Annotated in this window: 13 protein-coding genes; all 13 read right to left on the reverse strand. The window is 70.6% G+C overall.

Annotated elements, in window-relative coordinates:
* On the reverse strand, positions 1 to 653 hold a 653-nt coding region (locus AB0E24_RS09550), incomplete at its 3' end, for a flavodoxin-dependent (E)-4-hydroxy-3-methylbut-2-enyl-diphosphate synthase (protein WP_359375833.1).
* Between the two features lie 4 nt (positions 654 to 657).
* Complete coding sequence (gene hpnH / locus AB0E24_RS09555; RefSeq protein ID WP_069872368.1) at positions 658 to 1683, reverse strand: adenosyl-hopene transferase HpnH; 1026 nt, start codon at positions 1681 to 1683, stop codon at positions 658 to 660.
* Positions 1634 to 2359 (reverse strand): phosphorylase family protein, encoded by a 726-nt coding sequence (locus AB0E24_RS09560; protein ID WP_069872371.1) that lies wholly within the window; start codon positions 2357 to 2359, stop codon positions 1634 to 1636. Before AB0E24_RS09560 ends, hpnH begins: the two co-directional genes overlap by 50 nt.
* Positions 2359 to 4305 (reverse strand): squalene--hopene cyclase, encoded by a 1947-nt coding sequence (gene shc / locus AB0E24_RS09565; RefSeq protein WP_359375836.1) that lies wholly within the window; start codon positions 4303 to 4305, stop codon positions 2359 to 2361. Before shc ends, AB0E24_RS09560 begins: the two co-directional genes overlap by 1 nt.
* A gap of 109 nt (positions 4306 to 4414) precedes the next feature.
* Positions 4415 to 5512 (reverse strand): polyprenyl synthetase family protein, encoded by a 1098-nt coding sequence (locus AB0E24_RS09570; protein ID WP_069872375.1) that lies wholly within the window; start codon positions 5510 to 5512, stop codon positions 4415 to 4417.
* Positions 5509 to 6993 (reverse strand): hydroxysqualene dehydroxylase HpnE, encoded by a 1485-nt coding sequence (gene hpnE, locus AB0E24_RS09575; protein ID WP_359375839.1) that lies wholly within the window; start codon positions 6991 to 6993, stop codon positions 5509 to 5511. Before hpnE ends, AB0E24_RS09570 begins: the two co-directional genes overlap by 4 nt.
* Positions 6990 to 7952 carry a presqualene diphosphate synthase HpnD gene (hpnD, locus tag AB0E24_RS09580; RefSeq protein WP_370685127.1) on the reverse strand — a complete coding sequence of 321 codons (963 nt, stop codon included), beginning with the start codon at positions 7950 to 7952 and terminating at the stop codon, positions 6990 to 6992. The genes hpnE and hpnD overlap by 4 nt, the downstream gene beginning before the upstream one ends.
* A complete protein-coding gene (gene hpnC, locus AB0E24_RS09585) occupies positions 7949 to 8812 on the reverse strand; it encodes a squalene synthase HpnC (RefSeq protein ID WP_359376336.1) in 864 nt (287 codons plus the stop codon). Before hpnC ends, hpnD begins: the two co-directional genes overlap by 4 nt.
* A 440-nt stretch (positions 8813 to 9252) precedes the next feature.
* The gene (locus tag AB0E24_RS09590) at positions 9253 to 9993 is read right to left on the reverse strand and encodes a TetR/AcrR family transcriptional regulator (RefSeq protein ID WP_069872380.1); all 741 of its coding nucleotides are present in this window, start codon (positions 9991 to 9993) and stop codon (positions 9253 to 9255) included.
* Between the two features lie 1540 nt (positions 9994 to 11533).
* Entirely contained in the window at positions 11534 to 11938 is a 405-nt protein-coding gene (locus tag AB0E24_RS09595) for an SDR family NAD(P)-dependent oxidoreductase (RefSeq protein ID WP_359375842.1), read from the reverse strand.
* A 218-nt stretch (positions 11939 to 12156) separates the two neighbouring features.
* Entirely contained in the window at positions 12157 to 13008 is an 852-nt protein-coding gene (locus tag AB0E24_RS09600; RefSeq protein WP_069872388.1) for an ABC transporter ATP-binding protein, read from the reverse strand.
* A complete protein-coding gene (locus AB0E24_RS09605; protein WP_079153686.1) occupies positions 13001 to 13936 on the reverse strand; it encodes an ABC transporter permease in 936 nt (311 codons plus the stop codon). The genes AB0E24_RS09600 and AB0E24_RS09605 overlap by 8 nt, the downstream gene beginning before the upstream one ends.
* Positions 13937 to 14015: 79 nt before the next feature.
* Positions 14016 to 14888 (reverse strand): glycosyltransferase family 2 protein, encoded by an 873-nt coding sequence (locus tag AB0E24_RS09610; RefSeq protein ID WP_069872392.1) that lies wholly within the window; start codon positions 14886 to 14888, stop codon positions 14016 to 14018.
* Positions 14889 to 14892 lie beyond the last annotated feature (4 nt).

Consider the following 14892-nt stretch of genomic DNA (forward strand, 5'->3'; position numbering starts at 1 on the left):
TGCAACGGGTAATCACACTGCGCCGCCAACTGACGGTACGCATTGACCATCACCACCGGATCGTTGTGCTTCACCGAGATCTTGATATCCCGGAAACCATGCTCCTCGAACAGCGAGCACTCCCACAACGCCGACTCCACCAACGCCTCCGGAGTCGCCTTCCCATACTTCTCCAGCAACCGCCTGTCCAACGACCCCGCGTTCACCCCGATACGAATCGGCACACCCGCATCCGACGCCGCCCGCGCGATCTCCCTGACCTTGTCATCGAACTGCCGGATGTTCCCCGGATTCACCCGCACCGCCGCACACCCGGCATCAATCGCCGCAAACACATACTTCGGCTGAAAATGAATGTCGGCAATGACCGGAATCTGCGACTTCTTCGCGATCACCGGCAACGCATCCGCATCATCCTGCGAAGGACACGCCACCCGCACAATCTGGCACCCCGACGCCGTCAACTCCGCGATCTGCTGCAACGTCGCACCGACATCCGCCGTCACCGTCGTGGTCATCGACTGCACCGAGACCGGAGCGTCGCCACCCACGGCCACCGACCCCACCTGGATCCGGCGCGAGACCCGGCGCGGCGCGAGCGGCCTGTCCGGCATGGCGGGCAGGCCGAGTGCGATTGGTTCCGCTGAACTCATCGAGTCACCTTTTGCTTCCGGCGGCGGTTTCTCGGGCGGCGCGCAGCGACTCCTTGAGGGAGCCCATGGTCGCCAGGACCGCGGTGGGCTCATAGCCGCAGTGGGCCATGCAGTTGTCACAGCGCGGGTCCTTGCCGCGGCCGTACTTGTCCCAGTCGGTCTCCTCGACCAGCTGGCGGTAGGTCGGGACATAGCCGTCGCTCATCAGGTAGCAGGGTCGCTGCCAGCCGAAGAGGGAGTAGTTGGGAATGCCCCAGGCGGTGCACGGGAAGTCCGTCTTGCCTTCGAGGAAGTCGAGGAAGAGCGGGCTGTGGTTGAGCCGCCATCGGCGGCGGTTGCCTCCGGCGAACGCCTTCCGGAACAGCTCGCGGGTCTGCTCCACGCCCAGGAAGTGCTCCTGGTCGGGCGCCTTCTCATAGGCGTAGGCGGGCGAGATCATCATCTCGTCCACCTCGAGCTCGTCATTGAGGAAGTCGAGGACGTCCACGATGGTCTGGGGGGTGTCGGTATTGAAGAAGGTGGAGTTGGTGGTGACCCGGAAGCCGCGCCGCTTGGCCTCCTTGATGGCCTCCACCGCCTCGTCGAACACCCCCTCCTTCGCGACCGATTCGTCATGCCGTTCCCGCAGCCCGTCGATGTGCACCGCGAAGGCGAAGTACGGGGAGGGGGTGAACAGATGCATCTTCTTCCGCAACAGCATCGCGTTGGTGCAGAGGAAGACATACTTCTTCCGCTCCACCAGCTGCCGTGCGATCTCGTCGATCTGTGGATGCATCAGGGGTTCGCCGCCCGCGATGGACACCATCGGGGCACCCGACTCCAGCACCGCGCCCACCGCCTGGGCGACCGGCATGCGCTGCTTGAGGACCCCGGCCGGATGCTGGATCTTTCCACAGCCCTCGCATTTGAGATTGCACGCGAAGAGCGGTTCGAGCTCGACGATCAGCGGGAACTTGTCCCGCCGTTTGATCATCTTCTGTTCAAAGAGATACGTCGCGACCCGGATGGTCTGGCGGAGAGGCATGGCCATCTAGCTCACCTCCTGGGAGCAGCGAAGAACGGTGCCAGTGAAAGAAAGCGGGAAGAACGGTTCGTAGAACCCGGAAAGCCGATATTCCACCGCGCAGGGTGCCAATTCGGACGAGTTCATGTTCAGGAGCGTCCACGACCACCCGGACGGCCGCAACCGGACGGACGCCGTGGCCGACGGCGGTGCGCAGGGTCGCGGCGGACTCCATGTCCACCGCGATGGCTCCGGTGCGGTGCAGCGCGGTCCGCTCCGCACCGCGCACCACATGGTCGGAGCCCACGACCGGGCCGATGTGCACGGCACGGCGGGGGCCGCCCGGAAGCGGCCGTGACAGGGCGTCGGCGAGGATCCGGGTGCCGGTGCACACGGTGCGGCCCGCCGGATCGCGGGTCTCGTCGGCGACGACGAGGTCCCCCGGGTGCATCCCGGGGGCCAGCCCGGCGCAGAAGCCGGTGGCGATGACGGCGGTGCGCCACTCCCCGGACCCGCCGGACCCGGCGGTCAGCGCCCGGGTCACGGCGCGCTCGGCAGACTGCGGCCCCATACCGGTGCGCACCACGGTCACCTCCCCGGCGGCGCCGGGGCCGGCGCCGCGCAGGGCGAACCGCTCGATGCCGAGCGCGCAGGCGATCAGCAGCGGCGCACCACCGGCCTCCGGGGCCGGATCGGCGGACATCAACTGCTCCGCGGTCGCGCCCCGGTGGGCTCGCCGTGGACAAACCGGCCGAGTGCCGTGACCGGGAAGACCTGACGGTACAGGTGGTAGTTGATGGAGAAGTCCCAGGGGAAACCGGTGCCGGTGAAGTACGGCTCGTCCCAGGAGCCGTCCTCCCGCTGGGTCTCGGCGAGCCAGGTGACCCCGCGCTCGACGGCCGCGCCGCCCCGCTCCCCCGCCGCGAGCAGCGCGAGCAGCGCCCACGCGGTCTGGGAGGCGGTGGAGGCGCCCCGGCCCATCCACTCGGCGTCGAGGTAGGAGCGCTGGTCCTCGCCCCAGCCGCCGTCCTCGTTCTGAACGCTCTCCAGCCAGCGGACGGCCCGGCGGACCGCCGGATGGGAGGCGGGGACGCCCGCGGAGATCAGCGCGGGGACGACCGAGCCGGTGCCGTAGACGTAGTTGGTGCCCCAGCGGCCGAACCAGGCGCCGCTCGGCTCCTGCTCGGACAGCAGCCAGGAGATACCGCGCCGGGTGCGGGCGTCGTACGTCCTGCCCTCGTGCGCGAGCATCTCCACGACATGCGCGGTGACATCGGCCGACGGCGGGTCCACGACCTCGCCGAAGTCGCAGAACGGCAGCTTGTTGGGCAGCGGGCTGGTGTTGTCGACGTCGAACGCGCCCCACGCCCCGTTCTTGGACTGCATGCCCAGGGTCCAGCGCATGGCGCGCCGCACGGCCGCCTCGATCCGCGCGGGCTCGGGGTGGTCGACCCGGCGCAGCGCCAGGATGACCTCGGCGGTGTCGTCGATATCGGGGTAGTTGTCGTTGTGGAATTCGAACGCCCAGCCGCCGGAGGGCAGCCCCGGCCGCCGGACCGACCAGTCGCCGGGCCGGTCGATCTGCTCGGCCATCATCCAGTCGGCGGCCTTGACCAGCGCCGGATGGTCCGGGGCGAGTCCGCCGTCGGCGAGCGCGATGGCGGCCAGACAGGTGTCCCAGACCGGGGACTGACAGGCTTCGATCATCCGGCTGCCGTCCTCGCGCCACACCGCGAACCGGTCGAGCGACTCCAGACCGGCGCGCATCACGGGGTGGTCGAGGTCGTAGCCGAGCAGATGGAGGGCGATGACGGAGTAGACGGCGGGTGGCTGGATACCGCCCCAGCAGCCGTCGTTCTCCTGCCGCTCCACGATCCAGCGGGCGCAGGAGCGCAGCGCGGACCGGCGCAGCGGGCGGAGGGCGACCTTGTGGTAGGCGTGCAGCGCCCGGTCCAGCCGCTGGAAGACGCCGTCCCAGGTGGCGATGGGGGCCTGCGGAAGCGGCGGATTGGGCTTGCGGGGGTCGGTGTGGAGCTCGTCGAGGGGGAAGGGGGCCGGGCGCACGGGGCGTTTGGCCGAGACGACGGTGAGGGGCACGATGGTCTGCCGGGCCCAGCAGCCGAAGTCGTAGATGTTGAGCGGAAACCACTTCGGGAAGTAGATGATCTCCGGTGGCAGCTCGGGCAGGTCCTCCCAGCGCCACCAGCCGAAGAGGGCCAGCCAGATCCGGGTGAACACCCTGCTGGCCGCGACGCCGCCCCGGGAGCGCACCCAGGCGGAGGCGGCGGTCATATGGGGCGCGTCGGGCTCGTCGCCGGCCAGCCGCAGGGCGACATACGCCTCGATGGTGGTGGAGAGCTCGGGCGGGCCGCCGTGGAAGGTGGCCCAGGTGCCGTCGGGGGCCTGCTGGGAGCGCAGATAGCGGGCGGCGGCGTCGAGGGTGTCGGGGTCCTGGATGCCGAGGAACTGCCGGAGCATCAGATCCTCGGCGTCCATGGTGACGTTGGTCTCCAGGTCGCCCTTCCACCAGCCGCGCTCGTCCTGGCGGGACAGCAGGTGCTCCACCGCGCGGGCCGTCGCCTCGCGGGCGACGCTCAAGGTCTTGGACTCGGATGACTCGGAGGGTTGGACGGTCGGTGTCGCTGTCATGGCTTCCCCTCGCAGTGTGTTCATCTGCCGTCTTTGGGGCTTCCGTCGGCCGACACCCCGGCTGGGTGCCGGCCGGCGACTGCGAACGCGAACTAGCGGTCCATGGCGATCATCTCTTTCGTACGACGACGAAGTCGGCGAGCGCCACGAACCGGGCCCGGATCTCGGCGGGCATGTCCACCGAGCCCAGCGCCTCCATGGCGGTCGCATGCTGTCTGCGGGCCTCCTGAGAGGTCCAGTCCCGGCCACCCGCTTGTTCGATCAACGCGGCGCGGACGGCGAATTCTTCCTCCGAGAAGTCCGCGAACTCCTCCTCCGGCTTGCGCGCGTCGGCCGCGAGGATCTGGGCCAGGCGCTCGGAGTCGGGGCCGCCTGCGGCGAGCGCGGCGACCACCGGCAGGGACTTCTTGCGCTGGCGCAGATCGCTCCAGGTCCGCTTGCCGGTGGCCTCCGGGTTGCCCCAGATGCCGAGCAGGTCGTCGACGGCCTGGAAGGCGAGGCCCAGGTGGTGGCCGTAGCGCTCCAGGATGTCGGCGGTGCGGTCGTCGGCGCCGCCGAGCACGGCGCCGATGGAGGCCGCGCAGGCGAGCAGGGCACCGGTCTTGTTGCCCTCCATCTCCAGGCACTCCTCGACGGTGACCCGCTCGCGGTGTTCGAAGGAGATGTCCTGGGCCTGGCCGTCGATCAGTTTCCGGGTCGCCGCGGTGAGCCGGCGGGTGGCCCGTCCGGCCTCCACGGTGCCGATCTCCAGCAGTATCTCGTTGGCCAGGGCGAACAGGGCGTCACCGACCAGGATGGCCTGGGCCGGGCCGTGCTCCTTCCACACCGTGTTGCGGTGGCGGCGCTGCTCGTCCCCGTCCATCAGGTCGTCGTGGAGCAGCGAGAAGTTGTGCACCAGCTCGACCGCGACCGCGCCGGGCACCCCGGCCTCGGGGGCGGCGCCCGCCGCCTCGGCGGACAGCAGGGCGAGCGCGGGGCGCACGGCCTTGCCGCCGTCGCCCTCCGCCGGGTTGCCCTCGGCGTCGATCCAGCCGAAGTGGTACGCGGCGACGGTGTTCATGGGCGGAGCCAACCGGTGCACGGCGGCGCGCAGCACCGGCGTGGCGAGCGTGCGGCCGCGCTCCAGCAGCGGCATGACGCCTGCGGTGTCGGCAGCTGGGGTCGCCGAGGTCACGGTCTCTCCTCTGTTTTTGGTGGTGGTGCTCATGCCACCTCCTTGGGCGTCCCCCCGCCGAGGGCGGGGAGAGGGTTCACATGTGGGCGGCCGAGGTCGGTGAGGGCGGTGCGGGCTGCGGAAAGACCGCTGCGCACGGCGCCCTCCATGGTCGCGGGCCAGCCGGTGGCGGTCCACGCACCGGCCAGGTAGAGGCCGGGCGCGTCGGTCGGGGCGGAGGGCCGCAGGAGGCCGACGCCGGGGACGGGTGCGAAGGTGGCGGTGCGCTCCCGGGTGACGAAGAAGTCCCGCACCCGGGCACCGCGGGCGATCGGAAGCAGCCGCTCCAGCTCGGGCAGATAGCGGGCGCGCAGCTCGGCCACCGGGCGGTCGATGTCGTCGTACGCGGCGGACTGCGACACCGCCAGGTACTGGCTGTCCCCGGCCCCGGGCGCGTCCCTCAGCCCCGAGGCGTCCGTACGGTCGAAGACCCACTGGACGGGCGAGCCGATCGCGGCGAAGAACGGACGGCGCAGCACCGTGCGGTCGTAGATCACATGCAGATTGAGGATGGGCGCGGAGCCGATGCGCAGCAGCCGGCCGGGGTCCTTCAGGGCGCCGTCGGGCAGCAGGGCGTGCGCCTCGCGCTGCGGTACGGCCAGCACGAGAACGTCCGCCTCGACCGGCGAGCCGTCCGCCGGCCGCCCGGCGGTGGCGGCGCTCCAGCGGCCCTCGGGGGTGCGGGTGACGCCGGTCACCCGGGTGCGCAGCTCGGTCGTCACGCCCGCCGCGTCCAGGGCGCGGCGGGCGTGGGTGTGGTGCAGCTGGCCGAGCGGGGCGCGGGCCCAGCCGATGTCGGCGGCGCCGGGCCGGGAGAGCAGCCCGGTCTTGAAGACCATCGCGGCCAGGCCGAGCGAGGCGTTGGAGGCGGTGGCGTTGAGCGTGGCCACGCCGACCAGGTCCCACAGCGCCTCGACGGCGCGCGGCGACTGGCCGTGGCGGCGCAGCCAGCCGGCGAAGTCCACCCCGTCCAGCTCCGGGTCCCGGGGGTCGAGCCGCCCCAGGGCGAGCGCGGCGCGGCCCACCTGGGCGCGCTCGGCGAGGGAGAGATGGGGGTAGGTGGCCAGGCTCGCGGACAGATGGAGCGGCACCGGCAGGGATGTGCGGCGCAGCCGGCCGAGCCGCCGCCCGCTCCGCCCCCGGGCGTCCAGGACGGGGACGTCCAACCGGCCCTGGAGCGGGGCGAGTCGGGCGGCGCCGACCCGCTCCAGGAACCACTGGTAGGCGTCGCAGCAGCGCAGGTACACATGCTGGCCGTTGTCGACGCTCAGCACGCCCGCCGGGGAGGAGCGGTGGAAGGAGAAGGCGAGGCCCCCCAGCCGGGGACGCCCCTCGATCAGGGTGACCCGGAGCCCGGCGTCGGCCAGCGCGAGCGCCGCCGCCGTACCGGCGAGCCCGCCGCCGATCACCAGCGCGGCGCGCCCGCGGGGGCGTGGCCCGGCGGGCGGGGCGGGGTCCAGGGCCGAGTGGGTCACACCGCCCTCCCGGTGCCGCGGCGCTCGACGGCGCGGGCGTCGAGACCGGCCAGCCCGCGCACCGCCACATACGCCTTCTCATGTCCGGGCAGCGAGACGCGGCCGCGCAGGACGGCCGCGGGGTCCTTGGCGATCCGGTCCAGGAGTCTGCGGTAGATGCCCGCCATGGCGGACACACACGCCCCGCTGCGCCGGTCCAGCAGCGGCAGCAGCCGGAAGCCCTCGGCGAACAGGGCCCTGGCCCGGCGCACCTCGAAGTGGACCAGACCGGTGAAATCGGCGTCGGGCGGTGCGGTGGAGCTGCGGAACGCGGTGGCGCAGCCGAATTTGGCCAGGTCGTCGGCGGGCAGATAGGTGCGCCCGGTGGCGGCGTCCTCGCGGACGTCCCGGAGGATGTTGGTCAGCTGAAGGGCGAGCCCGAGGGTGTCGGCGTAGTACGGGGCGCGCTCGAGCTCGTCCTCGCTGTGGCCGGTGCCGGGGGCGGTGCCGAAGACCCCGAGCGACAGCCGTCCGATGGCGCCCGCCACACAGCGGCAGTAGACCTTGAGGTCGTCCCAGGTCTCGTAGGTCTGCCCGGCCACGTCCATCAGCACGCCGTCGATCAGCTCGTCCAGCGCGTCCAGCGGGATCGGGAAGCGGTGCGCGGCATGGGAGACGGCGACGGCGACCGGGTCGGTGTCGTCCTCCTCGATCCCGCCGCTCCGCATCCGGTCCAGCAGGGCACGGGTGTCCGCCAGCCGGGTGCGCTTTTCCTCCGGGTCGAGGGGGCCGTCCCCGATGTCGTCGACCCGGCGGGAGAAGGCGTACAGGGCCGACATCGCATGGCGCTTCTCCGTCGGCAACAGCCTGATGCCGTAGGCGAAGTTGCGGGCCTGGTGGCCGGTCACGGCCTCGCAGTAGCGGTACGCCGCGAGTACTGGCGCGGACGCGTGCGGAGATCCCTTCACGGTCCGGCTCACCCCTCTCTTCGCAGTGTCGCCCCCACCTCGCGCAGCAGGCTGAGCTTGGTGGGCCTGGGCGGTCCAGGGAGTACGTCATGTCCCGCGGCCGCGACCGCCCGCAAGGCGGCCCGCCCCCCGGCCACGAATCCGGCGAGCAGCACCTTGAGCCTGCCGTGGACGCTACCCACCAGGGGGGTGCCTTCATTCAGCAGGGCCGCGGCGCGTTCCGCCTCCTTCGCGACCAGGGCGCGCAACCGTACGCCGCCCCTGGGGGCGGCGAGGTCGGCCTCGGTCACGCCGAAGCGTTTCATGTCCTCGGCGGGCAGGTAGATGCGGTCCCTGCGGAGGTCCTCGGCCACGTCCTGCACATGCTCGATGATCTGAAGGGCGGTGCAGATGGCGTCCGAGTGGCGGATCCGCTCGGGGCTGGTGGTGCCGGTGATGCCGAGGACGAGCCGCCCGACAGGGTTGGCGGACAGCTCGCAGTAGCCGAGGAGATCCTGGTAGGTGGCGTACCGCCGGACGCTCTGGTCCTGGCGGTTGGCCTCGATCAGGCCGAGGAAGGGCTCGGGGGTGAGCCCATGGCGGTGGACGGTGGGGCGCAGCGCCCGCAGCAGCGGATGGCGCGGCTCCCCGGCGGACCGGAAGACCCGGTGGAGGTCGGCCTCGAACGCGTCCAGCATCGCGAGCGCGTCGTCCGCCCGGTCGCGGTCGAGACCGAGCAGTTCGGCGTCGGCGCCGCCGGGGGCCAGATCGCCGTCGCCGATGTCGTCGACCAGCCGGGCGTAGCCGTAGACGGCCATCAGATCGGTGCGCCAGGCGCGGGGGAGGAAGAAGGGAGCCACGGGAAAGTTCTCGTGAGCGGCCTTGTCGAGCACGGCACGGGCGGCTTCCTGCCCGCCGCTCCGGCTGCTCGACGTGGTATAGGACCCGCTGCGCTCGTCCTCCACGCTCACCGTGGACAGCCAGGCGTACGGGCGAGACCCAGGACGCCACCTGGGTCCCGGCGACCGGGCCCCGCGGGAGCGCTGGAGATGGGCCGTGTGGCCAATGCCGTCACATCCCCCGTTCTACACCGGTTACCAGGGTCGGCACGATCCGGACACGCCGCTCCGTCTTGTCAACGGACTCCGGCCCCGAGCCCCCGAACAGGGGACAAGGGCCCGGCTCCGGCATGATCCGGACAGGCATTGGCACAGCTTACGCCTCTCGGTGTACAGGTGTACGGGGCGATACCCCGATGTGACCTCCGAAGTGGCGCCGGGCGGGTGACCGGCGAACGCCCCCGGACCGGTCTCCGGGGGGCTTTCGGGTGACCTCAGACGACCTCTTCGTAGAACTCGGAGATATCCAGCACCCGGCACAGATCGCGCAGCTCGAACTCGAAGAAGTGCTGGCCCTCGGAGAGCGCGAAGGACATATGGCCGAGCGCCTCCATGGAGATCACCCCGTACAGCCGCACCCAGCAGCGGAGCATCACGGCGATGGCTCCCGGGGGCATGTCGACGTCCTGGTCCTCGCTGAGCACGGTGAGCGTGCGCGCGAGCCCGGGGTCGAGCTCCTCGACCTCCGGGGCGGGGAAGCCCCGCACCCGCCACAGATCGGCGACCAGATCGGAGAAGACCGAGCCGAAGACCCAGCTCATATGGCGCTCCGGCTTGGTCTCCTCACGGCCGAGCCCCGGGGCCCACGGGCCGAGGATCAGCCCGAACTCATGGGGGTGCTTGATCGCCCAGACCCGCAGCGCCCGGGCACCGCTGATCCACCGGCGGCCCGGCTCCTCCTCGGGATGCTGGCCGAGGACCCCGCGCATGAAACGGGCCATCTCCTCGAAGATGTCCACACGCAGCTGGAGGATCAGCGCGTCCCGGCTGCTGAAGTAGCGGTAGACGGCGGGCGCGGTCATGCCCATCTCACGCGCGATGGCCCGGATGGTCACATTTTCCGGGCCCTCCTGAACCAGGAGCGTCCGGGCGACGTCCTTGATTTCACGGATGGTCGCGATGCGCAGCCGCTCGCGCCGTGAGTACGGTGCGACGTGCGCTTCCCCTGGCGACACGCGTCCCCCTCCCTGATGCTGCGCCGCTCGACAACCCGGCGTACACGCACACGATACAGCGCCTCCGTTTAGTGAACAGCGGCGGTGACAGAGCCTCTGGTTCAACTGCTAGCTCCCCGACCCTGCCACAGATCCGTCGGGATGCCCCGCCGGATGGCTCAGCGACCACCGTCCGGGTCACCGGAGGGCGCGCGGGAGCGCGCCTGCATACGTCGGACATTCATTCGGGAGGAATGCGCGCGAGTGATCCGGTAAGCGGCCGGGGAACCGCTGACCGCCATACGCGGTACCGCTCTGCGGTAAACAGGCGTAGCGGAGGTGAGATCGACTTCTTGTGCGCCTCGTCGGAGGTGCGGAAAGGTCCCGTTCCCGCCACTTGGGCGGGGCGGAAAGGAAACCGACCGGTCGGGACACTGGTTTTCCACTTCGACCCGTCGGCGGGGGCCTCGAGCGCCCGGAGAAAACGGGTCATGGCATTGCGGCCGGCGGCGCCGTGGCGTTCGGCCACCGGAGGTTTCCGCGGCTCAGCCGGAGGATGCCGCCGCAACGCGGGAGCACCTCCGCGCGGTTCACCCGGGGCGATCTCCGCTCACACCGCCCGGCCCATCCGAATAGGAAGCGGCGGATGCAAGGGCGGATACCGATGAGCGATATCGCCCTTGTCTCCCATATCCGGCACCCGGCCTGCGGACTTTCGCGGTGGCCCGGCAGGGCGCCCACGAGAAGACCGGGCCGGGCGGTTCCCACGGGCCGCGCCCTTCGAGAGCTCCCGTACACCGTCCGCATTCCCGTCCGGATCACGGCGAGGAACGCTTTCCCCGAAAAGCGTCAGGACCCGTCGACAACACCTGCCCGCCGCGGCTCCCCAACCCCGGCGACGGCCGCGCCCATTACCACATCTGTTCGGTTTGTATTCGGTCAGCAGTTCAATCCGCAACCGTTCTCGCCGCGCTATCCCGGGCCGGAGCGAACGCATGAAATCAAGGAAGCCGGCGGTATCTCACTCGGCCGGGAACTCCGATTCCGCTTCCGCTGTCGGAGCGCGGCGGAAGAGTGCGCCCACGCCCATGATCATCACCTTGTGCGCATCCGCCAACGCGCCCTCCCCGAACGGCGTTTACGGTATTTTTACCAGCCGTACCGCCCGCGCGACAGACTACGGACGCGCGGCGCTCGCCGACGGGTGGCGGCGGGGCCTCAAGGTCGGTGGGGCAGGCGGCGGATTCGGCGGGGGCGGTGCGCCGGGACGGCCGGGGCACGGCGGTGCCGCGCTCACACGCGGTCACCGGCCCCGAGCCGAACGGGAGATACGCCATCCGCGGCCGCTCCTTGATGGCCCGCCGGGTGGGCGGCGATTGACCGACGGGGTAGCGGGCGCGCGCCCTGCCGCCGCGGACGCCCTTGGCCACCACCCTCGCCACCCTCCGGGCCACATCGTCGGGCTGGATGGCGAAGCTGCCCGCCAGGGTGCGGCGGCTGCCGGTGTAGATCGCCTCGAAGTACTCGGCGCTCTCCCGGCGGAAGCTCTCGTACGTCCGGCTCACCGGCCGCAGATTGGCCACGTAGGTGGCGCCGAAGCGGGTGGTGCGCACCGGTCCTGGCTCGACCAGACGACCCGCACCCCGAAGTCGGCCACCTCGTTGCGCAGCGCGTCGCTGAGCGCCTCCACGGCGTGCTTGGTGGCGTTGTAGAAGCCCGAGCCGGGGACGGCGTAACGGCCGAAGATGGAGGGGATGTTGACGATGGCGCCGCCGCCGTGGGCGCGCATCCCGGGCAGCACCAGCCGGCTGAGCCGGGCCAGACCGTACACATTGGTCTCGAACTGCTCGCGCACCTCGGCCATGGAGGCTTCCTCGATACAGCCCGACATGGCGTAGCCCGCGCTGTTGACCAGCGCCCCGACCACGCCGTGTTCCGCCTCGACCTTGGCGACCGCGGTGGCCATGGACTCCCCGTCGGTGACGTCGAGCGAAGATCACCCCATCGGCATCCTCAGGGCATGGGCGGCCTCCGGTGCGGGCGAGTGGGCCAGGGCCTTGAGGCCGAGCTGCGGGGCGGCCGAGCCCAGCCGGTACAGCCCCCGGCCCTCTCGGTGGACGACAAAGCCCCGCCGGGTTGTCCGGCGGGGCCCTGTCGTCTATGAGACCGGTGCTCGCGAAACGGCTACTTGCCGGTCTCCTTCTCGTACGCCTTGATGACCTCGTCGGTCGGACCGTCCATCAGCAGCTCGCCCTTCTCCAGCCACAGCACCCGGTCGCAAGTGTCCCGGATGGACTTGTTGTTGTGGCTGACGAGGAAGACCGTGCCGGCTTCCTGGCGGAGTTCGCGGATACGGGCCTCGGAGCGCTTCTGGAACTTCCTGTCACCGGTGGCCAGCGCCTCGTCGATCATCAGCACATCGTGGTCCTTGGCCGCGGCGATGGAGAAGCGCAGCCGGGCCGCCATACCGGAGGAGTAGGTCCGCATGGGCAGGGTGATGAAGTCACCCTTCTCGTTGATGCCCGAGAAGTCCACGATGTCCTGGTAGCGATCCCGGATCTGCTCACGGGACATCCCCATGGCCAGACCGCCGAGAATCACGTTCCGCTCACCGGTGAGGTCGTTCATCAGCGCCGCGTTCACCCCGAGCAGCGACGGCTGGCCGTCGGTGTAGACCTTGCCGCGCTCGGTGGGCAGCAGCCCCGCGACGGCCTTGAGCAGCGTGGACTTACCGGAGCCGTTCGACCCGATCAGACCGATCGACTCGCCCTTGTACGCCACGAAGGTGACCCCGCGCACGGCGTGCACCTCGCGCATCCCCGGGGCGCCCTTGCGGCGCAGGATGCGGCTGAGGGCGGCGGTGGCGCTGCCCTTCCCCTTGGGGCCGCCGTTGACGCGGTAGACGATGTGGACGTCGTCGGCGACGACGGTGGGCACCCGCGACCGTGCGGAAGCCGCCTGGGCGGCCTGCTCGGCCTTGCCGGCCTGCTCCGCCTGAGCGGCCTTGGCACCCTTGTCGAGAGTCTGCTCAGCCACGGCCGTACTGCTCCTCTGCCTTCCAGAAGTACACAAAGCCACCGGCGCCGAAGAGAACCGCCCAGCCCAGGGCCAGCGCCCAGACATGCGGCGGCAGGTTGGCCGCGGTGTAGTCGTCGATCAGCGCGTACCGCATCAGGTCCATGTACACGGCCGCCGGGTTCCCCAGCATGGCGTCCGAGATCCACTTGCTCGCCCCGGCGTGCTCCAGCGTACGGGCCAGCGGGAACATCACGCCGGACGCGTACATCCAGGTACGGAGGATGAAGGGCAGCAGCTGGGCGAGGTCCGGGGTCTTGGCCCCCAGCCGAGCCATGATCAGCGAAAGCCCGGTGTTGAAGACGAACTGGAGCGCCAGCGTGGGAAGGATCAGCAGCCAGGAGAAGGCCGGGTAGTGACCGAATCCCAGCAACACGACGACCAGCACGATCATCGAGAACAGCAGCTGCTGGAGCTGCTGGAGCGAGAACGAGATGGGGAGCGAGGCGCGGGGGAAGTGCAGGGCCCGCACCAGCCCGAGGTTCCCGGAGATCGCCCGTACGCCCGCCATGGCGGACGCCTGGGTGAAGGTGAAGACGAACACCCCCGTCACCAGGAACGGGATGTACATGTCGTTCGGCATACCGCGGCTGCTCTTGAGCAGCAGGCCGAAGATGAAGAAGTACACCGCCGCGTTGAGCAGCGGGGTCGCCACCTGCCACACCTGCCCCAGCTTGGCCTGGCTGTACTGGGCAGTGAGCTTGGCCGACGAGAAGGCCACGATGAAGTGCCGCCGGCCCCACATCTGATTGATGTACTCGCGAAGGCCCACCCGGGCGCCACTGACCGACAGCCCGTACTTCTGCGCCAGCTCGGCCGGGGACAGGCCGTCGTCGGCTGATGGCGGGCCACTCACGGCTACCGCACCGTCGTGCGTAGTCTCGCTCACAGTTGACACTTTCGTCTTCAGGGTGCGCTGAGCGGGGCCGCGCCCCGGGTCGCGCCCGATGCTCTTCGTTACGAGCTTGTCAGATGACAGGAGGTCGGCCCAGTCGGGTCAGGCGCCATACCGTACGCCACTTCATGGGCCGACGTGGACCACACGGTGTCTTCCAGCCTTCTCTGAACCCTCCGAACCAGGCCCGAAGTGCGGTTTTCGAGGGACGCCTGGCCAGTGTGAGCAGCAGCCAGACGCCCAGATAGACGGGCACGAGCAGCGCAGGAAGGTTACGCCGGGCCAGCCAGACCCGGTTGCGGGCCACCATCCGGTGGTAGACCGCGTGCCTGCTCGGCGCGGTGGTCGGATGGTGCAGCACCATGTCCGACCGGTAATCGATCATCCATCCGGCATCCAGCGCCCGCCAGGCCAGGTCGGTCTCCTCATGGGCGTAGAAGAAGTCGTCCGGCAACCCCCCGACCTGCTGGAACACCGCGGTACGGACCGCGTTGGCACCGCCGAGGAAGGTGGTCACCCGGGAGGACCGCAGCGGGTCGGAGGCGCGCAGCCGGGGCACATGGCGACGCTGGGTGACACCGGTGTCGGGGTCGGCGATACGGAACGAGATGATGCCCAGCCCCGGATCGGCGGCGAACGCCGCACGGCACAGCTCGGCCGTGTCGGTGCCCGGCAGCAGCCCGTCGTCGTCGAGGAAGAGCAGCACATCGACGTCCGACCCGCCGGGCCCGAACGCCTCGATGCCGACATTGCGCCCCGCGGGAATGCCCACGTTCTCCGGCAGCTCGACGGTCCGGACGCCCTCGGGGAGCGGTGGCAGCGGCGAGCCGTTGCCCACGACGACCGCCTCGACCGGGTCGCCGTCCTGCTTGGCGACCGAGTCCAGGAGTGCGCGCAGCTCCTCGGGACGGTTGCCCATCGTCAGGACGACCGCTCCGACCTTCATTGTG

Source organism: Streptomyces malaysiensis subsp. malaysiensis (genome assembly GCF_040653035.1).
In the GTDB taxonomy this organism is placed as follows: Bacteria; Actinomycetota; Actinomycetes; order Streptomycetales; family Streptomycetaceae; genus Streptomyces; species Streptomyces malaysiensis.